Annotated in this window: 21 protein-coding genes; 10 read left to right on the forward strand and 11 right to left on the reverse strand. The window is 72.3% G+C overall.

Features of this window, described 5'->3' with window-relative positions:
- Positions 1–41: 41 nt before the first annotated feature.
- Positions 42–572, reverse strand: coding sequence for a DUF1003 domain-containing protein (locus tag STRVI_RS06000; protein WP_014054722.1), 531 nt, complete (start codon positions 570–572; stop codon positions 42–44).
- Complete coding sequence (locus STRVI_RS06005) at positions 562–1,845, reverse strand: magnesium transporter MgtE N-terminal domain-containing protein (protein WP_014054723.1); 1,284 nt, start codon at positions 1,843–1,845, stop codon at positions 562–564. The genes STRVI_RS06000 and STRVI_RS06005 overlap by 11 nt, the downstream gene beginning before the upstream one ends.
- A 187-nt stretch (positions 1,846–2,032) precedes the next feature.
- On the opposite strand from STRVI_RS06005, the gene STRVI_RS06010 reads away from it, so the two are divergent.
- A complete protein-coding gene (locus STRVI_RS06010) occupies positions 2,033–2,782 on the forward strand; it encodes a hypothetical protein (protein ID WP_014054724.1) in 750 nt (249 codons plus the stop codon).
- A gap of 151 nt (positions 2,783–2,933) precedes the next feature.
- Here STRVI_RS06010 and STRVI_RS06015 read toward each other — a convergent pair whose 3' ends face one another.
- Positions 2,934–3,479, reverse strand: coding sequence for a hypothetical protein (locus STRVI_RS06015; protein ID WP_014054725.1), 546 nt, complete (start codon positions 3,477–3,479; stop codon positions 2,934–2,936).
- Positions 3,480–3,564: 85 nt separating this feature from the next.
- Here STRVI_RS06015 and STRVI_RS06020 point away from each other — a divergent pair, with 85 nt between their 5' ends.
- Positions 3,565–4,524: a DMT family transporter gene (locus tag STRVI_RS06020; RefSeq protein WP_014054726.1), complete on the forward strand. Its 960-nt coding sequence runs from the start codon at positions 3,565–3,567 to the stop codon at positions 4,522–4,524.
- A gap of 54 nt (positions 4,525–4,578) precedes the next feature.
- On the opposite strand, the gene STRVI_RS06025 is transcribed toward STRVI_RS06020, so the two are convergent.
- The gene (locus tag STRVI_RS06025) at positions 4,579–5,679 is read right to left on the reverse strand and encodes a magnesium and cobalt transport protein CorA (protein WP_014054727.1); all 1,101 of its coding nucleotides are present in this window, start codon (positions 5,677–5,679) and stop codon (positions 4,579–4,581) included.
- A 448-nt stretch (positions 5,680–6,127) separates the two neighbouring features.
- Here STRVI_RS06025 and STRVI_RS06030 point away from each other — a divergent pair, with 448 nt between their 5' ends.
- The 4 genes from STRVI_RS06030 (at position 6,128) to STRVI_RS06045 (ending at position 9,321) form a co-directional block, all read left to right on the forward strand.
- The gene (locus STRVI_RS06030; RefSeq protein ID WP_014054728.1) at positions 6,128–6,733 is read left to right on the forward strand and encodes a suppressor of fused domain protein; all 606 of its coding nucleotides are present in this window, start codon (positions 6,128–6,130) and stop codon (positions 6,731–6,733) included.
- A 185-nt stretch (positions 6,734–6,918) separates the two neighbouring features.
- Positions 6,919–7,560, forward strand: a complete 642-nt coding sequence (locus STRVI_RS06035; protein WP_014054729.1) for a DUF6758 family protein — start codon at positions 6,919–6,921, stop codon at positions 7,558–7,560.
- 206 nt (positions 7,561–7,766) lie between these two features.
- Positions 7,767–8,621 carry a PHP domain-containing protein gene (locus STRVI_RS06040; RefSeq protein ID WP_014054730.1) on the forward strand — a complete coding sequence of 285 codons (855 nt, stop codon included), beginning with the start codon at positions 7,767–7,769 and terminating at the stop codon, positions 8,619–8,621.
- A 94-nt stretch (positions 8,622–8,715) separates the two neighbouring features.
- On the forward strand, positions 8,716–9,321 hold the full coding sequence (locus tag STRVI_RS06045; protein WP_014054731.1) for a MarC family protein: 606 nt from the start codon (positions 8,716–8,718) through the stop codon (positions 9,319–9,321).
- Between the two features lie 75 nt (positions 9,322–9,396).
- On the opposite strand, the gene STRVI_RS52510 is transcribed toward STRVI_RS06045, so the two are convergent.
- The gene (locus STRVI_RS52510) at positions 9,397–9,549 is read right to left on the reverse strand and encodes a hypothetical protein (RefSeq protein WP_014054732.1); all 153 of its coding nucleotides are present in this window, start codon (positions 9,547–9,549) and stop codon (positions 9,397–9,399) included.
- 215 nt (positions 9,550–9,764) lie between these two features.
- Here STRVI_RS52510 and STRVI_RS06050 point away from each other — a divergent pair, with 215 nt between their 5' ends.
- Positions 9,765–10,694 carry an NYN domain-containing protein gene (locus STRVI_RS06050; RefSeq protein ID WP_043235464.1) on the forward strand — a complete coding sequence of 310 codons (930 nt, stop codon included), beginning with the start codon at positions 9,765–9,767 and terminating at the stop codon, positions 10,692–10,694.
- 136 nt (positions 10,695–10,830) lie between these two features.
- Here STRVI_RS06050 and STRVI_RS06055 read toward each other — a convergent pair whose 3' ends face one another.
- Together STRVI_RS06055 and STRVI_RS06060 are read right to left on the reverse strand one after the other, a co-directional pair.
- Positions 10,831–11,697, reverse strand: a complete 867-nt coding sequence (locus tag STRVI_RS06055) for an alpha/beta fold hydrolase (protein ID WP_043235465.1) — start codon at positions 11,695–11,697, stop codon at positions 10,831–10,833.
- A 113-nt stretch (positions 11,698–11,810) separates the two neighbouring features.
- Complete coding sequence (locus STRVI_RS06060; RefSeq protein WP_251982565.1) at positions 11,811–14,222, reverse strand: DEAD/DEAH box helicase; 2,412 nt, start codon at positions 14,220–14,222, stop codon at positions 11,811–11,813.
- 428 nt (positions 14,223–14,650) lie between these two features.
- On the opposite strand from STRVI_RS06060, the gene STRVI_RS06065 reads away from it, so the two are divergent.
- On the forward strand, positions 14,651–15,460 hold the full coding sequence (locus tag STRVI_RS06065) for a ferritin-like fold-containing protein (RefSeq protein WP_014054736.1): 810 nt from the start codon (positions 14,651–14,653) through the stop codon (positions 15,458–15,460).
- 133 nt (positions 15,461–15,593) lie between these two features.
- On the opposite strand, the gene STRVI_RS06070 is transcribed toward STRVI_RS06065, so the two are convergent.
- From STRVI_RS06070 to STRVI_RS06085, 4 genes are all read right to left on the reverse strand, one after another.
- Complete coding sequence (locus STRVI_RS06070) at positions 15,594–15,866, reverse strand: hypothetical protein (RefSeq protein WP_014054737.1); 273 nt, start codon at positions 15,864–15,866, stop codon at positions 15,594–15,596.
- Between the two features lie 206 nt (positions 15,867–16,072).
- Positions 16,073–16,300 (reverse strand): DUF3107 domain-containing protein, encoded by a 228-nt coding sequence (locus tag STRVI_RS06075; protein ID WP_014054738.1) that lies wholly within the window; start codon positions 16,298–16,300, stop codon positions 16,073–16,075.
- A 224-nt stretch (positions 16,301–16,524) separates the two neighbouring features.
- Complete coding sequence (locus STRVI_RS06080; protein ID WP_014054739.1) at positions 16,525–17,166, reverse strand: TetR/AcrR family transcriptional regulator; 642 nt, start codon at positions 17,164–17,166, stop codon at positions 16,525–16,527.
- Between the two features lie 136 nt (positions 17,167–17,302).
- Positions 17,303–17,533: a hypothetical protein gene (locus STRVI_RS06085; RefSeq protein ID WP_014054740.1), complete on the reverse strand. Its 231-nt coding sequence runs from the start codon at positions 17,531–17,533 to the stop codon at positions 17,303–17,305.
- A gap of 208 nt (positions 17,534–17,741) precedes the next feature.
- Here STRVI_RS06085 and STRVI_RS06090 point away from each other — a divergent pair, with 208 nt between their 5' ends.
- Together STRVI_RS06090 and STRVI_RS06095 are read left to right on the forward strand one after the other, a co-directional pair.
- Positions 17,742–18,776 carry an alpha/beta fold hydrolase gene (locus tag STRVI_RS06090; protein WP_014054741.1) on the forward strand — a complete coding sequence of 345 codons (1,035 nt, stop codon included), beginning with the start codon at positions 17,742–17,744 and terminating at the stop codon, positions 18,774–18,776.
- Positions 18,760–20,268 carry a DUF3152 domain-containing protein gene (locus STRVI_RS06095; protein WP_014054742.1) on the forward strand — a complete coding sequence of 503 codons (1,509 nt, stop codon included), beginning with the start codon at positions 18,760–18,762 and terminating at the stop codon, positions 20,266–20,268. The genes STRVI_RS06090 and STRVI_RS06095 overlap by 17 nt, the downstream gene beginning before the upstream one ends.
- Positions 20,269–20,281 lie beyond the last annotated feature (13 nt).

Consider the following 20,281-nt stretch of genomic DNA (forward strand, 5'->3'; position numbering starts at 1 on the left):
CGGAGATGGTACGGCGCCGAGGGCGGGAGACGGGATGGCCGTCAGCGGTCGCGTTCCTCACTCGGCCGGGGTTCGCCGTGGCCGCCGGGCCGCGGGGCGCTCCGTCCGCCGTCCGGCTCCCGGCGCAGATCCTCCAGTTGGTCGCGGAGCCAGTCGCGGGTGGCGACCTCGCCCAGACCCGTCCGCAGCGCCGCGATCTCCCGGGTGAGGAACTCGGTGTCGGCGATCGACCTTTCGTTCTGCTTGCGGTCCTGTTCGAGGTTGACGCGGTCGCGGTCGGCCTGGCGGTACTGGGCCAGCAGGATGAGCGGGGCGGAGTACGACGCCTGGAGCGAGAGCATCAGCGTCAGGAAGATGAACGGGAACGGGTCGAACCGCAGCCGCGACGGCGCCAGGATGTTCCAGGCCAGCCATGAGGCGACGAAGGCGGTCATCCAGGCGATGAACCGCCCGGTGCCCAGGAAGCGCGCGATCCGCTCCGACGCCCTGCCGAACGCCTCGGGGTCCCAGCGCGGCAGCGGGCTGCGGCGCCGTGCCTTGGGCCGGTCCAGCCGGATGCCCTCACCGTCCATCGGAGGCCTCCGGCAGGGCCATCCCGGCGTACAGCTCGCGCTCCCGCCAGTCGGAGGGCAGCAGATGGTCCAGCACGTCGTCGACCGTTACGGCGCCGAGCAGGGAGCCGGTCTCGTCCACGACGGGCGCCGCGAGCAGGTTGTAGGTGGCCAGATGGCCGGCGACGACGGGCAGCGGGGTGTCCGGCGGCAGCGTCGGCAGATCGGTGTCGACGGACGCCGCGACGAGGGTGAACGGCGGGTCGCGCAGCAGCCGTTGGAAGTGGATGATGCCCACATAGCGGCCGGTGGGCGTCTGGTCGGGCGGGCGGCACACATAGACCTGGGCGGCGAGCGCGGGGGACAGGTCCTGGTCGCGCACGCGGGCGAGCGCGTCCGCGATGGTGGCGTCCGGGCGCAGCACGATCGGCTCGGTCGTCATCAGACCGCCCGCCGACCCCTCCTCGTACGACATCAGCCGCCGCATGTCCGCCGCGTCGCGGGGGCGCATCAGGTCCAGCAGCCGCTCCTTGTCGGGCTCGGGGAGCTCGGAGAGCAGATCGGCCGCGTCATCGGGGTCCATGGCCTCCAGGACGTCGGCCGCGCGCTCCTCCTTGAGCTTGCCGAGGATCTCCACCTGGTCGTCGTCGGGCAGCTCCTCCAGGACGTCCGCGAGCCGCTCGTCGTCCAGGGCCGCCGCCACCTCGCCCCGGCGCTTCGCGGAGAGATGGTGCAGCACATTGGCCAGGTCGGCGGGGCGTAGCTGCTCGAAGGTGGCCAGCAGGTTCTCCGCGCCCTGGCCCTGCTCCTCCAGCGAGAATCCGGTGACCGCCGACCAGTCCACGGTCAGCGCCTCGCCGCGGCGGCGCAGCGCGCCCGTCTTGCCGCGGCGTACGAAGACCTTGTCGATCTCCCACTCCCGGCGCGCCGGGAGCTGGGTCATCGCCACGTCGAGGACCGTCACCGGCTCGCCGGTCTCGACCAGGTGCACCGTGCGGTCGAGCAGTTCGCCGAGGACCAGGGTCTCGGTGGGGCGCTGTTCGAAGCGGCGCATGTTGAGCACACCGGTGGTGATGACCTGGCCGGACTCCACACCGGTCACCCGCGTCATGGGCAGGAAGATCCGGCGGCGGCCGACCACCTCGACCACCAGGCCGAGCACCCGCGGCGGGCGGCCGGCCAGCCGCAGCATCGCCACGACATCGCGCACCCGCCCCACCTGGTCGCCGTTCGGGTCGAAGACGGCGACGCCCGCGAGATGCGAGACGAAGACCCGGGGGGCGCCTGCCGGCATGCCCTGCCTCCCCTCGTATGTGGGGTTTTATGGTCATTCAAGGTAATGATCCGCTCTTCACCGAGTTCAGGCTAACGTGCCCGCACCTGCCCTGCCGCCGGGCGAGGGCGGTACGGCACCCTGCGGACACCGGGGGACGGCACCGGTACGCTGCCCTACTGCACCGGCATCAGGAGGCAGAGCGGACGTGCGCACCCGGAACAGGGCTGTCGTTGCGGCGATGTGCGCGGGGTTGGCCGCCACGCTCGCCGCGTGTGGCGGCGGCGGTGGGGAGCAGGACCCCGACGCGGGGACGAACGGCGTGGGAAAGCTCCCCGCCACGAAGATCGAGAGCAAGACCCGTCAGGCGGTCGTCGGCGCGAGTTCGGTGCGGCTCTCGGGCACGCTCGTCACCCAGGGAGCCACCTACAAGCTGAACATGCGCCTCAAGGCCGACGGCGGCACGGGCCAGGTCTCCACCAAGGGCTCCAGCTTCGAGCTGCTGCGCGTCGGCAAGGAGCTCTACCTCAAGGCCGACGCGGGCTTCTGGTCTCATGACGGCGGGGACAAGGGACACGGCGGCGCGGCCGACGCGGCCGGGAAGCTGGACGACAAGTATGTGAAGGTCCCCTCCGGCGACCCCTCCTACCAGCGGCTCAGCGGTTTCACCGATATGAAGCTGCTGCTGGACGGGCTGCTCGGCCTGCACGGCAAGGTCGCCACGGGCGACCACGGCCAGGTGGAGGGCGTACGGACGATCCGGATCAGCGCGGGCAAGGCCGGCGAGGGCGGATCGCTCGATGTCTCCCTGGAGGGCCGGCCCTATCCGCTGCGGCTGCAGCGGGCGGGCGGCGCGGGTGTGATCCAGCTCGCGGACTGGAACAAGGGCTTCAAGCTCGCCGCCCCGGAGAAGGGCCATGTGCTCGACTACGGGCAGCAGATCCCGGAGGCGCCGTAGTCGGTCCCGCGGGCGCCGTAGCCGCGAGCGCCCGTATGGGCGGCGAGGGCGCGTCCTTGAAGTGAGGACGCGGCCTTACGGCGGGCGTCAGGGCTGGGCCGCGGCCTTACGGGCGTCGGAGCCAGGACGCGGCCTTACCCGGCGTCAGAAGCTACGACGCGTCCTTACGGGCGTCACGGGCGCGCTTCTTGCGGCGGGCGAGGAGCTTCGGGAGCGCCGCCGGGATCGGCCGGCGGGTGGTCGCCGGGGACGACAGCGGGGTCGCCGCCAGGGAGCCGGTGGGGTGTTCGGCGAGCGCCCCGGGCGCGGGCTCCAGCCGCAGCACCCGGCATTCGCGCGCCCAGCGCTCCGCGATGTGGTCGGCGTCCGGCGCGTTCAGCCGCCTGCCCTTGAGTTCGTCGACCACCGAGGTCCACGCTTCGCCGCCCGGGGCCAGCTCGACCACCCGCGCGGGCCAGCCGACCAGGCGCCCGCCCTTGTCCTTGCTGCGCACGGTCACCGTGGCGCTTCCGCCGTCGGTCAGCCCGAGGCCCTGGAGGGGCTGCTCCTGGGGCCCGTCCCCGACGAGGCAGACCGCACCCTCGTGCCAGATGTGCCACAGGGCGCGCGGGGCGCCCTCGGTGCCCTGGACCCAGATGAGGGCGGACTTCTTGGCCGCCTCCTCGACAAGGGCACGGTCCATCGGCGTCTGCGTCATGCCGACAGCCTAGGCCAGTCACGCACCCGTCCCAGCCTGTGAAATGTCAGTTCCGTTTTATGCTCATGCGCCTTACGCTGGCGCCGTGCCCATCGCCCGAGCCGCCCGCACCCCAGCCCACCCCACCACCCCCGCCGCGCCCGGTGACGGCGGTCGTCCCGGTGGTGGCGTTCCCGTCGACATCGCGCTCCTTACGGTCGCCATCGCCGGTGTCTCGCTCTCCGCGCCGCTGGCCGCCGCGACGGTGGCGCCCGCGCTCGCCATCGCCTTCTGGCGCAACGCCATGGCGGTGGGCGCGCTCACCCCGTTCGCGCTGTGGCGCCACCGGGGCGAGCTGCGCGGGATGGGCCGCCGGGCGGCGCTGCTGTCGGTCGGGGCGGGGGCGCTGCTCGCGGTGCACTTCGGCGCCTGGCTGCCGAGCCTGCACATGACGTCGGTGGCCTCCTCTACCGCGCTGGTGACCACGACCCCCATCTGGACGGCGCTGCTGCTGCGGCTGCGCGGCCACCGCCCGCCCACACTCGCCTGGCTGGGCATGGGGCTCGCGATCCTCGGTGCGGTGATCCTCACCGGCATCGATCTGTCCGCTTCCCCGCGCGCCCTGCTGGGCGACGCGCTCGCGCTGCTGGGCGGGGTGGCGGCGGCCGGGTACGTACTCCTCGGGGCGGAGGTGCGCCGTTCGGTGAGCACCACCGCGTACGCCTATGTCTGCTACGCCACCACCAGCGTGCTCCTGCTGCTGACCTGCCTGGTGGCGGGCGCGCGGCTCGGCGGCTACAGCGGCACCACCTGGCTGCAACTGGCCGTGCTGACGGTCACCGCCCAGCTCCTGGGGCACACCCTCATCAACCGGGTGGTCAAGGGCCTCGGCCCCTCCATCACCTCGACCGCGATCCTGCTGGAGACGCCCGGGGCGGCCCTGATCGCGGCCCTGTGGCTGGGCCAGATGCCGCCCGTGGCCGCCTACCCCGCGCTCGCGGTGATTCTCGGCGGGCTCGCGCTGGTCATCATGGCGGACGGCAGGAAGCCCCGCCCGGTCCGATGAAGACCCCCTCGGACGGGCCCGGCCGATAGGGGCCCGCCCGCTATGGGTCCGGCTCTACAGCCAGCCGTTGCGCTTGAAGCCGCGGTGGATCGCGAAGCAGATGCCCACCGTGACGACGAGCACGGTCGGGTAGCCGAACTTCCAGCGCAGCTCCGGCATGTAGTCGAAGTTCATGCCGTAGATTCCCGCGATCATCGTCGGCACGGCGAAGATCGCCGCCCAGGATGTGATCTTCCGCATGTCCTCGTTCTGCGCGACCGTGGCCTGCGCCAGATTGGCCTGGAGGATCGAGTTCAGCAGGTCGTCGAAGGCCAGCACCTGCTCGTTGACCCGCGCCAGATGGTCCGCGACATCCCGGAAGTACGTCTGGATGTCCGGGTCCACCAGCCGCATCGGCCGCTCGCTCAGCAGTTGCATCGGCCGCAGCAGCGGCGAGACCGCCCGCTTGAACTCCAGGACCTCGCGCTTGAGCTGGTAGATCCGGCCCGCGTCGCCGCCCCGCCGGGAGGTCGCGGCCGAGAAGACGTCGATCTCGACCTCGTCGATGTCGTCCTGCACCGCGTCGGCGACCGCGAGATAGCCGTCGACGACCTGGTCGGCGATGGCGTGCAGCACCGCGGAGGGGCCCTTGGCGAGCAGCTCGGGGTCCTGCTGGAGCCGGTGGCGCAGGGCGCGCAGCGAGCCCTGGCCCCCGTGCCGCACGGTCACGATGAAGTTCCGGCCGGTGAAGCACATCACCTCACCGGTCTCCACCACCTCGCTGGTCGAGGTGAGTTCGGCGTGCTCGACGTAGTGGATGGTCTTAAAGACGGTGAAGAGGGTGTCGTCGTACCGCTCCAGCTTGGGCCGCTGATGGGCCTGCACCGCGTCCTCGACCGCCAGCGGGTGCAGCCCGAACTCCTGGGCGATCCCCGCGAACTCGCGCTCGGTCGGCTCGTGCAGCCCGATCCAGGCGAACCCGCCCTCCACGCGGACCCGCTCCATGGCCTGCGCCGGGCTCACGTGGTCGCTGACCCGCTTGCCGTCGCGGTAGACCGCGCAGTCGACGACGGCGCTGGTGACCGAAGGGTCACGCGTCGCGTCGTAGTCACTGGAGTTACGGGTGCGGCGCAGGGCGGGGCGGACGGCTGCACGCAGGTCACGGATCATCGACATGACGGGCTCCTTCACGGGCCGGCCGTCAGCGGCGGGCGCGCGGCGCAGCGCTGCGCCCGGAAGGTGGACGTACGGCACCCGGTGCCCGTACGTCCGCAAAGCGGGCGGCGCTCCGTGCGATGGCGCTGACGGAAGTTCGCGGAACTGAACAAAGCGGTACGAAGGCGCTCTACCGTCAGCTGCCCTGGATGCGAGATGGCTTCGCGTGTTTCACCGCCGGGGGGCGGGGTACGGAAGGCTTCAGATCATGGATTCGCATACCAAGGGGAAACGACGGGAGAACTGTCGGTACTGCACGGTCGACTAGGATCCACCGCAGCCCCACCTCCTCCGGCCGGTCCCCCGTGAGGGACGACGTGTAACTCCCTGGGCAGGGATTAAGGCTATCAGTCGGCAGAACCGTTACGTCGCCGCTTTGCCCGTTCGATACGCGATCTATGCTCACCGCATGTCAGACGTTCTTAAGCTGGTCGAGGCCCGGCTGATCACCGCGCTGGGCGAGCCGGACGCCCGCGCGGCCATCACTTTCGTCGGTACGGACCGCATTGACGTGCTGCGATTCCGGGACGAGAGCGATGTGATCCGCTACGCCACTCTCGGCATGTCGGACCATCCGATGACCAGCCCGACCGCCGCCGTCGCCGACCCCCTGCGCGGGCCGCGCGCCGAGCTGGTGCTGACCGTAAGGGCGCGCGGCCGCGGCCCCGACCTCGCCATCCTCGACGAGGTGCTCCGCCCGCTCGCCGTGCTGGCCGCCTCCCCCCAGGTCGAGGGGGTCGTGGTGACCCCCGGCGCGTCGCTGGAGCTCGGCGGGCCGCTGTGGCCCGGGGCGTCCTTCAGCTCCGTCCTGGTCGCCGAACCGGGCGGCCTGGTCGAGGACTTGGAGCTGCTGGAGCCGATGGAGCCGGTGCGCTTCCTGCCGGTGCTGCCGATGACCGCGAACGAGGCGGCGTGGAAGCGGGTGCACGGCGCCGGCGCCCTCCAGGACCGCTGGCTGCGGCACGGTACGGATCTGCGCGACCCGGCGCGGGCCGGGGTGCCGCTGACGGGCTGAGGCCCGTAAGGACGTCTTTCGCGGCCGAGGCGCCGGACGAACCGCGGTGCCGACGGCCCATCCCTCCCGGGCGGGGCGCCCGACGGGGACGCCTGCGGGACCCGACGGGGACGCCTGCGGGAAGTGACCTCCGGACGGGTGATCGTCCTTGACGCGACGACGACCGGGGAGGACCGTGGGGGCCTATGAGGGGCGAACCCAGTTGCCCGAAATGCGGTGGCCGGGTGCGAGCACCCGGTCTCTTCGCCGACTCCTGGCAGTGCGGAGTGCACGGCACGGTGCACCCTCAACAGCCGGTCGTTCCGCCGAGCGTCGAAGCGCTCGTGGTCGTCACCAACCGCGCCAGGGTGCCCGTATGGATGCCGTGGCCGCTGCCCGTGGGCTGGCTGTTCACCGGTGTGGCCTGCGCCGGGGACGACCGTAGCGGCGGCCGGGCCACCGCTGTGGCCTGCTCCGGACCCGGACCGCTGGGCGGCGCGGGGGAGCTGCTGCTGATCGCCGAGGAGCTGGGCGTCGGGCTCGGCGCGCGTTTCGCGGGCATCCCGGGGCCCGATCCGGGGCCGGGGATGCGGGTCGACAAGCCGCCGCACGTCAAGGTGCTGGCCGCCGGGCGCCCCACCCCGCTGTGGCATGTCGAAGGCACCCCGGACGACCGCGCCGTCTTCGCGGGCGAGGCGTGCGGGCTGTGGCTGTGGGCGGTCGTCTGGCCCGAGCAGACCGGGCTGCTGATGTACGACGAGATGGTGCTCACCGATCTGCGGGACGCGGGGGCCGAGGTCGACCTGGTGCCCTGCGGGGCGCTCTCACCGAGGCTGCTCTCGCCCTGATCCGCCTCGCCGCCGGAGTCCTACCGCCGGAGCCCCGTCGTCGGAGTCCTACCGCCGGAACCTCGTCGTCGGAGTCCTACCGCCGGAGCCTCGCCGCTGGTGGCGGCTCCAGCGCTGGTCAAGGGGGGCTGACCCGGGCATCTGCGGGCGTGGTTATGCTGGGGCGTCCCATCGGTCCGTCCCGAACGCAGCTTGGAGCCCGTGCCGTGCGCATCGATCTGCACACCCACTCCACTGCCTCGGACGGTACGGACACCCCCGCCGAGCTGGTGCGCAATGCCGCCGCCGCGGGTCTGGACGTCGTCGCGCTCACCGACCACGACACCGTCGGCGGCTACGCGGAGGCGACACGGGCGCTGCCCTCCGGGCTGACACTGGTCACCGGCGCCGAGCTGTCCTGCCGCCTGAACGGGGTGAGCCTGCACATGCTGGCGTACCTCTTCGACCCGGACGAGCCCGAGCTGGCCGCCGAGCGCGAGCTGGTGCGCGACGACCGGGTGCCCCGGGCCCAGGCGATGGTCGCGAAGCTGCGCGAGCTGGACGTGCCGATCACCTGGGAGCGGGTGGCGGAGATCGCCGGGGACGGGGCCGTCGGACGGCCGCACATCGCCACCGCGCTGGTCGAGCTGGGCGTCGTGGAGAGCGTCTCGGACGCCTTCACCCAGGACTGGCTGGCCGACGGCGGGCGGGCGCATGTGGAAAAGCACGAGTCGGACCCCTTCGAGGCGATCCGGCTGATCAAGGGCGCCGGCGGGGTCGCGGTCTTCGCGCATCCGCTGGCCGTCAAGCGGGGCCAGTGCGTACCGCAGAGCGCGATCGGCGAGCTGGCTGCGGCGGGTCTCGACGGCGTCGAGGTCGACCACATGGACCACGACGAGGACACCCGTGCGCGGCTGCGCGGCCTCGCCGCCGAGCTCGGTCTGCTCGCCACCGGCTCCAGCGACTACCACGGCAGCCGTAAGACCTGTCGGCTCGGCGAGTACACGACCGACCCCGAGGTCTACGGGGAGATCGTGCGCCGGGCGACCGGAGCCTTCCCGGTGCCGGGCGCGGGCGGCTGAGCGCGCCCCTCCCGCCTCCCCTTCTTCCGCCTTCCCTCCGTTTCCCGTACCGCATCAGCGTGCACCGCTGTTCGTCCCCGCAAGGCCATTCACCATGTTCGACGTCGCCGTCTTCGGCTCCCTCTTCCTCACCCTGTTCGTGATCATGGACCCGCCGGGCATCACACCCATCTTTCTCGCGCTGACCTCGGGCCGTCCGGCCAAGGTGCAGCGCAGGATGGCGGGCCAGGCGGCGGCCGTCGCCTTCGGCGTCATCGCCGTCTTCGGCATCGGCGGTCAGCAGATCCTCGACTATCTGCATGTCTCCGTCCCCGCGCTGATGATCGCGGGCGGGCTGCTGCTCCTGCTGATCGCGCTCAGTCTGCTGACCGGTAAGAGCGACGAGCCGAGCCAGACCAAGGACGTCAATGTGGCGCTCGTCCCGCTCGGCATGCCGCTGCTGGCCGGGCCGGGCGCGATCGTCTCGGTGATCCTCGCCGTCCAGCACGCGCCCGGGCTCGCGGATCAGGTGGCGGTGTGGTCCGCGATCGTGGCCATGCATGTCGTGCTGTGGCTCACCATGCGCTACTCGCTGCTGATCATTCGCGTGATCAAGGAAGGGGGAGTGGTGCTGGTCACCCGGCTGTCCGGAATGATGCTCTCCGCCATCGCGGTCCAGCAGATCATCAACGGGGTCCTCCAGGTGGCCCATACCGCCTGACATGACGCAAACGCCCCCGTACCGTCGCGGTACGGGGGCGCTCGACGCTCTGTGCTGCTGGAGGGCCTTACGGCACTACCGGGCGGCGGTCTCGGCTGGACGGATGTAGATGCGCTGGCCGATAGCGGCGGCCTGCTGCACGATCCGGTTGACGGAGGCGGCGTCTACGACGGTGCTGTCGATGGCACTGCCATCGACATCGTCAAGGCGCATGATCTCGAAGCGCAAAGGCTTCTCCCTTCGTCTGATCCTCCTGAAGGAGAACTGATGTGTACGGAGCCGCGCAGCGTCGCTGCCGCGCCCTCCTGTACGTGTTCAACGAGAGGGTCCCCCAAAAACATTCCCTACGCTAATAAAATTTTTTCGCAGCCTAAGTATCTGCTGGTGGCCGGTGCGGGGTCCGGTTGTGCCTCTCACACGGCCGCCCGGAGAATGAACCGCGTATGAGTGAAGCGATGCCTCCGGGCCAACCAGACCTCGCCTCGATCGTCGCGGGCATCGAGCGCACCAACGAGCTGCTGCAGCGCGTGCTCGCCGAGGTCGCGACCACGCCCTCGACGCACGCGATCTTCGTGGACGCGGGGTATGTCTACGCGGCCGCCGGCCGGCTCGTCGCGGGTACGGAGGACCGCCGCGCGTTCGAGCTGGACGCCGAGGGGCTCATCGAGGCGTTCATCGACAAGGCGCGCACGATCTTCCCGGACAGCAGGCTGCTGCGCGTCTACTGGTTCGACGGCGCCCGGCGCCGGATCCACACCCCGGAGCAGCAGAGCATCGCGGAGCTGCCCGACGTCAAGGTGCGGCTCGGCAACCTTAACGCCAACAACCAGCAGAAGGGCGTCGACTCGCTCATCCGCTCCGACCTGGAATCCCTCGCCCGCCACCGCGCCATCGGCGACGCCGTACTGATCGGCGGCGACGAGGACCTGGTCTCCGCCGTCGAGGCGGCCCAGGGCTACGGGGCACGCGTCCATCTGTGGGGCATCGAGGCCCTCGACGGGCGCAACCAGGCCGAGCCGCTGCTGTGGGAGGTCGACAGCCAGCGCACCTTCGACCTCGACTTCTGCAAGCCGTACGTCACCCGGCGGGCCACCGGCTACGAGCTGAACGGCGACTCGCCGCTGTGCGGGCCCGCCCCGACCCGGGACGAGGTGCGCTTCGTCGGGGCACAGATCGCCGCCCAGTGGCTGTCCGCGCGCGGCCGGGAGACGCTCGCGGAGCTGCTGCCGGGCCATCCGTATCTGCCCGGCTCCGTGGACCAGGAGCTGCTGATCGACGCGGAGGGGCTGCTGCGGCTCTCGCTGCGTGCCCACGCCGATCTGCGGCGCGCACTGCGGGATGGCTTCTGGGAGCATCTGCAGGCGCAGTACTGATCCTTTCCGAGCTGCCTTCTCAGCCCGCGTCGCTCAGTCCGCGTCGCTCAGTCCGCGTCGCTCAGTCCGCGTCGCTCAGCCCCGCCCGCGTCGCTCAGTCCGCGTCGCTCAGCCCGCGTCGCTCAGTCCGCGTCCCTCAGCCCACGTCGCGCCAGAAGGAGGTCAGGGCGTCGGCGGTGGGGTGGGCCCGCTCGGTGTTGGGGGAGTGCCCGGCGCCATCGATCACGGTCCGGCGGGCGGCCAGCCGTCCGGCCATCTCGTCGATCAGCGGCACCGGCCAGGCGTAGTCCGACTCACCGGAGAGCACATGGGTACGCAGCCGCAGCGCCGCCAGCTCATCGACCCGGTCCGGCTCAGCGGCAAGCTGCCGCCCTGTGACGATCAGTTGCTCCGGTACGGTCCCGAGCCAGCGCTGATGCAGGAACTCCGCCACCCCGGGCGGTGTCGCCGCGTCGGCCGCCTCGGGCGGATCCAGCTCGCGCATCGCCTGCCATACGGACTCCATGTCCATCACGGTCAGCGCGTCGATCAGCAGCTTGATCCGGGCGCACTGCGGGGCGGAGATGGCCGCCGGGCCGGAACTCATGATCGTCAGTGAGGCGAACGCCCCAGGGTCGCGCAGTACGGCCGCCCGCGCGATCAGCCCGCCGAGCGAGTGCCCGAGCAGATGGACCGGGTCCTCGGTCGCCGCGCTCAGGGCGGTGGCCTGCGCGAGCAGGTCCTGGGCCAGCTCGTCCTGGGCGTACGCGGCCTCCTTACGGGGGCCAGGACTCTCGTGCTGCCCCCGCCCGTCGACGGCGACGAGCCGGAAGCCGGCCGAGGAGAGCGGCTCCAGCAGCGCGATGAAGTCCTCCTTGCTCCCGGTGAACCCCGGGACCAGCAGGACGGTCCCGCGCGCGGCCGAAGCGGGCCGCGCGTCATGGACGGCGAACTCCCCGCGCGCGGTCCGGAGGCGGTACGCGCGGGCGCCCGCGGGCAGTGTGAGAAAGGGCGGCCTGCTCATGGGGATGAGGCTATACAGGTCGCGGGAAACGGTACGTGAACGGCCAGGGGCCCGCCCCGCGGTGTCGCGGAACGGGCCCCTGGCCATGCCATGCGCTGTGGCGCGGTTGCGCGTCAGCCCTCGGCCGTGGCCTCGACGGCCTCGGCAGCCTTGGCGCGCGTACGGCGCCGGGGCTTGGCGGGCGCGGTCTCGGCCCCGGCCTCGTCCGCAGCCGGTGCCGCCGTGGCGGCCTTGGCGCGGGTCCGGCGCGGCTTGGCGGGGGCCTCGGTGGCCTCTGTCTCCGGCTGTGCGTCGGCGGTGTCGGCCTTGGTGGCGGCGCGGGTGCGGCGCCGGGGCGTGGCCGCCTCGGCGGTGCCCTCGGCCGTGTCGACAGCGGCCTCCGCGGCCTCGGCGGCCTTGGCACGCGTACGGCGCGGCTTGGCGGCTTCGGCGGTGTCGGTGGCCTCGGCGGTGCCTTCGGCGGTCTCGACAGCGGCTTCCGCGGCCTTCGTGGCCTTGGCGCGGGTGCGCCGCGGCTTGGCGGGGGCCTCGGTGGCCTCCGTCTCCGGCTGTGCGTCGGCGGTGTCGGCCTTGGCGGTGGCGCGGGTGCGGCGCCGGGGCGTGGCCGCCTCGGCGGTGCCCTCGGCCGTGTCGACAGCGGCCTCCGCGGCCTCGGCAGCCTTGGCGCGGGTGCGACGGCGCGGCTTGGCGGGGGCCTCCACGGCCTCCGGCTGTGCCTCGACGGTCTCGGCGCCGTTCACCGCGTCCGTCGTGCCCTCGGCCGTCTCCACGGCGGTCTGGGCGGCCTCGGCGGCCTTGGCGCGGGTACGGCGGCGCGGCTTCGCGGGTGCCTCTACGGCAGCCTCCGTGGCCTCCACCGTCATCACCGCGGTCTCCGCCGACTCGACGGCGACGGTGCTCGCGGACTCCTCCGTGGCGCCCTCGGTGCCCTTGGCCGTCTCGACGCCCGCTGTCGCCGCCTCGGCGGTCCTGGCGGCACCCCGGGTGCGGCGGCGGCGCGGCTTCGCGGAGGCCTCAGCGGGCTCCGCCTCCGGCTGGGCCGCCTCCGCCGTGTCGACGGCGGCCGTGGCCGCCTCGGGGTGGGCCGTCGCGGCACCGCCGCGCGTACGGCGGCGTCGGCGGGGCCGTCGGGGCTCGGTGGCACCCTCGGCGGTGTCGGCGGCGGACTCGGCCGCCGCCGCGCCCTCCGGGGCGCCCGTGCCGTCCGTGGTCATACCGCCACGGGTGCGGCGGCGTACCCGGTGGTTGCGCGGGGGGCGCTCCTCCGTGGCCGGGGCGGCGGCCCGGCGGCCGCGGCCACCCCGGCCTCCGGTCTCGCCCAGGTCCTCGATCTCCTCGGCGGCGAGCCCCGCCCGGGTGCGCTCACCACGCGGGAGCACACCGGTGGTGCCCGCGGGGATGTTCAGCAGCTCGAAGAGGTGCTCGGAGGTGGAGTACGTCTCCTCCGGCTCATGGAACGCCAGGTCCAGCGCCTTGTTGATGAGCTGCCAGCGCGGGATGTCGTCCCAGTCGACGAGCGTGATGGCGATACCCGAGGCGCCCGCGCGACCCGTACGGCCGATGCGGTGCAGATAGGTCTTCTCGTCCTCGGGCGACTGGTAATTGATCACATGCGTGACGCCCTCGACGTCGATGCCGCGCGCGGCGACGTCGGTGCACACCAGCACGTCGACCTTGCCGTTACGGAAGGCGCGCAGCGCCTGCTCGCGCGCCCCCTGGCCGAGGTCGCCGTGGACCGCGCCGGAGGCGAAGCCACGGCGCGCGAGCTGATCGGCGATGTCGGCGGCGGTCCGCTTCGTCCGGCAGAAGATCATCACGAGGCCGCGGCCATCGGCCTGCAGCACCCGCGCCACGACCTCCGGCTTGTCCATGGAGTGGGCGCGGAAGACATGCTGGGTGATGTTGGCCACGGTCGCGCCCTCGTCGTCCGGCGCGGTGGCGCGGATGTGCGTGGGCTGCGACATATAGCGCCGGGCCAGCGAGATGACCTGGCCCGGCATGGTGGCCGAGAAGAGCATCGTCTGGCGCTTGGCGGGCAGCAGCTGGATGATCTTCTCGACGTCGGGCAGGAAGCCCAGGTCGAGCATTTCATCGGCCTCGTCCAGGACGAGTGACTTGACGGAGGAGAGCCGAAGCTTCTTCTGGCCCGCCAGGTCCAGCAGTCGGCCCGGGGTGCCGACGACCACGTCGACGCCCTTCTTCAGGGCCTCGACCTGCGGTTCGTAGGCGCGGCCGCCGTAGATCGACAGGACGCGGACGGCGCGGACCTTGCCGGCCGTCAGCAGGTCGTTGGTCACCTGCTGGCACAGCTCGCGGGTGGGGACGACCACGAGCGCCTGCGGGGCGTCGGTCAGCTGCTCGGGCTTGGCCCGGCCCGCCTCGACGTCCGCGGAGACGACAACGCGCTCCAGCAGGGGCAGGCCGAAGCCCAGCGTCTTGCCGGTGCCGGTCTTCGCCTGGCCGATGACGTCGGTGCCGGAGAGGGCAACCGGAAGCGTCATCTCCTGGATGGGGAACGGGGACATGATGCCGACGGCTTCCAGGGCCTCGGCCGTCTCGGGGAGGATCCCGAGTTCTCGGAAAGTGGTCAGGATGCTTGCCTCTTCTGTGAGACGCGGCGAGAAGCGGCGAAGGGGGTCGCACGGCGCCCGGGTGCACCGGCCTTGGGGATGGCCGGTTCGGCGCGGGACCACGGCCTTCGCTCGAGCGCTCACGCCGCGAGCGGGTCCCTCCTGCCGTACGCAAAAGTGATGCGCGCCGCGCGGAGGGCGGTCGGGTTTGGAGCCGATCGGGCCACCGACCGGGCATCCGCATTCGTGGAACAACCCGCCGATACTCGACGGGCGCATTTATCACTGTACCCCGGAAGCACGCATCTGTGACCGGGCAGTCCGATGCGGGGCATCCGTGGGCATGGCTGACCAGGGCCTTCCCCGGGGCGCGGAGCGCTATTGTGCGCTCCATGGAGACGCCTGACACGCCTGAGACGCCCGCCGCGCCCGCCGGAGACCGCGCCGGGGACCACGCAGCTTCGGGGGAGGGCAGCGGGGAGAAGGCCCCGGCGCCCACCGGGATCGCCGCCCAGAACTGGGACACGGCGGCCGCCGATCCGCAGTACCGGGCCGCCGTGGTGGATCTGCTCGGCGCCCTCGCCTACGGCGAGCTGGCCGCCTTCGAACGGCTGGCGGACGACGCCAAGCTGGCGCCCACCCTTGAGGACAAGGCGGAGCTGGCGAAGATGGCGTCCGCCGAGTTCCACCACTTCGAGCGGCTTCGGGGCCGGCTCTCGGCGGTCGGCGAGGAGCCGACGGCGGCGATGGAGCCGTTCGCGGCGGCCCTGGACGGGTTCCACCGCCAGACCGCGCCGTCCGACTGGCTGGAGGGCCTGGTCAAGGCGTATGTGGGCGACTCGATCGCCAGTGACTTCTACCGCGAGGTCGCGGCCCGGCTGGACTCCGACACCCGCGATCTGGTGCTCCAGGTGCTCGACGACACCGGGCACGCGTCGTTCGCGATCGAGAAGGTGCGTGCCGCGATCGAGGCCGATCCGCGGGTCGGCGGGCGGCTGGCACTGTGGGCGCGGCGGCTGATGGGCGAGGCGCTGTCGCAGGCCCAGCGGGTGGTCGCGGACCGTGACGCGCTCTCCACGATGCTGGTCGGCGGGTTGGCGGGCGGCTTCGACCTGGCGGAGGTGGGCCGGATGTTCTCACGGATCACCGAGGCCCACACCAAGCGGATGGCCGCCCTGGGGCTCGCCGCCTAAGCCCTTCGGGCGGATCTTCGCGCCTGTGACCTCGGCGTCTGGAGCAGGGGGCGCCTCCCAGGGGGCGCCCCTGGTCGTATCCGGGGGCGCCGTGCCAGGCGTCGCGGGCCCGCGAAGAGCTGCCGGACGGGGCCTACGCCGGGACCGAACGCTGGCGGCGCGTCCTGGCGGGGCGGATGAGCAGCGACAGCAGGGCCGCCGCGAAGCCGAGCGCGACGATCAGCACGGGCGCCGTGTGCCCGGAGCCCAGCACCGTATGGGTCAGCAGAGCGCCCAGCAGCGCGGCGGCGGGGCCGGTGGACAGGACGAGGCGCCGCGCGGGCAGCCTTCGGGGGAGCCGTTGGAGCGCCCCGTACGCGATGACGAGACCGATCAGTACCGAGGCGAGCGCTTCCCAGAACAGCATTGGCGCGTCCTTCCCGTAAGCGGATCGGAACCGACACGTGATCACGCGTCGGTCGAGCCCGTCCTACCCGCGCTCAAGCGAAGGCAACCCTGCCCACGGGGGCGGTCTGTGGTGCCCGGAGTGCCGGGGGCGTGTGTACGCGCACACAAACGGCGGCGGGGTTTGGTGGAAGATCCACCAAACCCCGCCGCCGTCGGCTGAATACGTCAGGCCGCGCCGAAACCGACCTTGCGGGCGCTCGGCTCGCCGAGCTCGATGTAGGCGAGCCGGTCGGCCGGGATCAGGACCTTACGGCCGTGGCTGTCCTCCAGGATCAGCACCTGAGACTTGCCGCCGAGCGCCTCGGCCACCAGGCGCTCGACCTCCTCGGCAGACTGCCCGCTCTCCAAAGTGATCTCGCGGGGCGCGTGCTGCACGCCGATCTTGACCTCCACGGCCTTGTCCCTCCGACGGTCATTTGGGGTAGCGCGGCCATCCGCGCTGTACCCAGCACACACTAGCCGTGCCGGGACACCCGCCGGGGGCCGCGGGCGCACGCCCGCAGCGAACACACCCGCCGCCGCGAACACGCCCTCTCGGGCCCCGAGCGCTCAGCGGTCCCGAGCGCTCGCGGCGCCGCGCCCCCGCGCCCTCGTGGCCGGAAATGACGCCCGGGCGCTCAGTGCCCGCCTTCGGCCCCGTGCAGCGGGAAGCCCGCGATACCGCGCCAGGCCAGCGAGGTGAGCAACTGCACAGCGGTCTCCCGCGGCACCTCGCTCTCGCTGGAGAGCCAGTAGCGCGCGACCACCTGGGAGATCCCGCCGAGGCCCACGGCCAGCAGCATCGATTCGTCCCTGGACAGCCCGGTGTCCTCGGCGATGACCTCGCTGATCGCCTCGGCGCACTGCAGCGAGACGCGGTCCACGCGCTCGCGCACCGCGGGCTCGTTCGTCAGATCGGACTCGAAGACGAGCCGGAAGGCGCCGCCTTCCTCCTCGACGTAGGCGAAGTACGCCTCCATGGTCGCCGCGACGCGCTGCTTGTTCTCGGTGGTCGAGGCGAGCGCGGTGCGCACCGCGTGCAGCAGGGACTCGCAGTGCTGGTCGAGCAGGGCGAGATAGAGCTCCAGCTTGCCCGGGAAGTGCTGGTAGAGCACTGGCTTGCTGACCCCGGCGCGCTCGGCGATGTCATCCATCGCGGCCGCGTGGTAGCCCTGGGCCACGAAGACCTCCTGAGCGGCCCCCAGGAGCTGATTACGTCGGGCTCGGCGCGGAAGGCGCGTACCCCGTGGGCGCGCCTCGGTCTGCTCGATGGCTGTCACGCCGCCTCCCAATGAATGATCCCTATGCACGATGTCCATCGCGTCCGCCATCGTACTTTTCGGTAACAGGCGGCGCGCGGTTCGTGCGGAGAATTTCACGGACCGGACTCTATGAAAAGCCCACAAATGACGCAGGTCATCGGTAGTCCTCCTCGTTCACCTCGACCACCCGGGCCTGCTCCGCGCGGTCGGCCTCGTTGGCTTCCACGAACTCGTCCGCCCTGAGCGGCTCGTCGCGGCGGGCGATCACCTCGCGATGTTGTTCGGCGGCGTCCGCCTCGGGAGCCTCGACGTCGTACACGGCGGTTTCGTCGGTGTTCTCGACGGAGTCCTCGAAGGTGTCGGGGTCGGTTGGGTCGATGGACATGTACTCCCCTTCCCTGTGCCCTGTGGCGGCTGCCACTGGCGGCCGCCACAGGTGGCGTCCCACTGAGGGCTTACCCACTGGCGACTACCCAGGGGCAAGGCGATCGCCCCTGTGACTTACGAGCCTAGGAGAGGTCACTTTCGGACGCTACGCGGTCTGTGAGCGTGAACACACGGTCGCGTACGTGATCGTCTCGTAACATTGGCGCATGTCTTCGACCGAGCCGCCGGAAGCCCGCATCGTCGCGGCGGTCCCGCCCGCGAGCTCCGTGCGGGTCGGAGCGGGTGAGAAGCTGCGGGCCGCTTCCGTTCCGGGGCTCACGATGACCGTGCGCTGCCGTCCGCCGTCCGCCTCCGGGCTGCCGCCCGCGCTCTTCGTGCATGGCCTCGGCGGCTCCTCGCAGAATTGGTCGGCGCTCATGGAACTGCTCGCCGACCGAGTGGAGGGCGAGGCGCTCGACCTCCCCGGTTTCGGCGACTCCCCGCCGCCGGACGACGGCAACTACTCCATAACCGGCCATGCCCGCGCCGTGATCCGCTATCTCGACGCGCAGGACCGCGGGCCGGTCCATCTGGTCGGCAATTCGATGGGCGGCTCGATCGCCACGCGCGTCGCGGCGGTGCGGCCGGATCTGGTGCGCACCCTCACTCTCGTCTCGCCCGCGCTGCCCGAGCTGCGCCCGCAGCGCACGGCGGTGCCGACCGGTCTGCTCGCGGTGCCCGGGGTGACCCGGCTGTTCACCCGCATGACGAAGGACTGGGACGCGGAGCGGCGCACCCGCGAAGTGATGTTGCTCACTTTCGGCGACCCGTCCCTTGTCGGCCGGGAGGACTTCGCCTACGCGGTCGAGGAGTTCGAGCGCAGGCTCGCCCTCCCGTACTTCTGGGACGCGCTGAGCCGCTCGGCACGCGGTGTCGTCGACTCGTACGCCCTGGGCGGCCAGCACTCCCTGTGGCGCCAGGCCGAGCGGGTGCTCGCCCCGACGCTGCTCGTCTACGGCGGCCGCGACCAACTGGTGTCCGTAAGGATGGCGCAGCGGGCGAACGCCACCTTCCGCGACTCGCGTCTGCTGACGCTGTTGGACGCCGGGCATGTGGCGATGATGGAGTATCCCGAAGCGGTGGCGCGCGGGATGCGCGAGCTGCTCGACGGCGTTGAAGAACGAGATGACCGGGACAGCCGGAAGGCGCGGGGGGCCGTACCGGCGTCCGGTGCGGACGGGAGCGGTGCGGCGCGTGGGTAAACACAGCGCACGTGGCAGCCAGGAGGGCCGGGAGCGCCGGTCCGCGGCGGCGGGCTCCGAACAGGGGCAGGGCTCGGGCCCCGAGTTCGTCGAGCACACCGCATCCGGCCCGGCCCCGGAGGACGACAGACCGGGCACCGGACGGCGTCGCGCCGCGGCGGGGCCCGGTGCCGTGGATCCCGGTGTGACCCCGCCGCAGGGCGTGCCGAGGCTGCCTCACGGAGCGGGCGGCCCCGCCGCGCGCACCAGGGGCGGGCATCCCGAGCAGCGCGAGGCGGGCGGCGGCTGGGGCGCGGTCGGTGGCCGCGGCGGCGGTCCGGGCGGAGCCAGGGGCCCCGGCGGTCCCGGTGGCCAGCGACCCCCTTACGGCATGCGCACCATGAACCCGCCGCAGCGCCCGACCACGGGCGGCACGGGCGGCGCGGCCGGTCTGATGCCCGGCCCGCGCAAGGAGTACGTCCAGGCGTTCGACACCCCCGACGCCCTGGACTGCGACGGCGATGACGTCTTCGCCGCCGGGGCGCCCGGCGGAGTGCCCCCGCAGCGCCGTACGCAGCGGGCGGCCACCCCCTCCGACGGGATCGGCGGCGGCTCCGGCGGGGACGGCGGGAGCGGACCGGACGACGACGAGACGGGTCCCGCGGGCAAGGGGGCGCGCGGCGTCACCAAGACCGGTAAGGGGCGCACCTTCACCGGTGTCGCCGCCGCGGCCGTGACCACCGTGCTGGCCGTCGTGGTGGCCGGACAGGTCGCGAGCGGACCGCACAGCGGCGGCAAGACGCAGGCCCAGGACGGCCCGGAGCGTGGCGACGCCGCCGCCCGCGGCGGCCGCGACTCCCGCACCGACGACGGTCGCGGGGCGGCCCGCTCGGCCGGCCCGGCGGCCCCCGTCACCTACGACGCGAAGATGGCGACCGTCTTCCCGCTCGACGCCAAGCTGCGCGGCTCCGGCTCCTTCCAGGCCGTCGGCGGGCACGACAAGGCCCCCGGCCGGGGCCAGATGATGCGCTACCGCGTCGATGTGGAGAAGGGACTGCCGCTCGACGGCGAGCTGTTCGCCGAGGCCGTGCACAAGACGCTCAACGACGACCGCAGTTGGGCGCATGGTGGCGTTCGCACCTTCGAGCGGGTCTCGTCCGGCCATGCGGACTTCGTCATCACCCTCGCGAGTCCCGGGACCACGGCGGTGTGGTGCGCCAAGTCCGGCCTCGACACCACCGAGGACAACGTCTCCTGCGACTCGGCGTCGACCGAGCGCGTCATGATCAATGCCTATCGGTGGGCGCAGGGCGCCAGGACCTACGGCGACGACAAGATGCACTTGTACCGCCAGATGCTCATCAACCACGAGGTCGGCCACCGTCTCGGCCACAACCATGAGATCTGCCCCAAGCAGGGCGCGCTGGCGCCGGTGATGATGCAGCAGACCAAGTTCCTGTCGACGGACGGCGCCACCTGCCGCCCCAACGCCTGGCCGTTCCCCAAGGGCTGACGGCCCCGCGCTG

It is taken from the genome of Streptomyces violaceusniger Tu 4113 (genome assembly GCF_000147815.2).
Lineage (GTDB): Bacteria > Actinomycetota > Actinomycetes > Streptomycetales > Streptomycetaceae > Streptomyces > Streptomyces violaceusniger_A.